1 protein-coding gene is annotated in these 327 nt (G+C 68.5%); it reads left to right on the top strand.

Going from position 1 to position 327, the window contains the following annotated elements:
* The coding region (locus LFM09_RS50180; protein ID WP_414103744.1) for a transposase at positions 1-327 on the top strand (327 nt) is incomplete at both ends.

Below are 327 nucleotides of genomic sequence, written 5' to 3'. Positions count from 1 at the left end.
TACTGGCTGCACGTGCTCACCGAGCTCAAGAACCGCGGTGTGGCCGACGTGCTGATGGTGGTCTGCGATGGGCTGACCGGCCTGCCCGACGCGATCACCACCGTCTGGCCGCAGACGATCACCCAGACCTGCGTGGTCCACTTGCTGCGCAACAGCTTCCGCTACGCCGGCCGGCAACACTGGGACGCGATCGCCAAGGCCCTCAAGCCGGTCTACACCGCGCCGACCGAGGCCGCCGCGAAGGAGCGGTTCGCCGAGTTCACCGACGCCTGGGGCGGCCGATATCCGGCGATCGTGCGGTTGTGGGACAACGCCTGGGCCGAGTTC

The sequence above is a fragment of the Lentzea alba genome (genome assembly GCF_047445655.1).
Classification (GTDB): Bacteria; Actinomycetota; Actinomycetes; order Mycobacteriales; family Pseudonocardiaceae; genus Lentzea; species Lentzea alba_A.
This window is presented reverse-complemented; position numbering and strand designations above follow the sequence as displayed.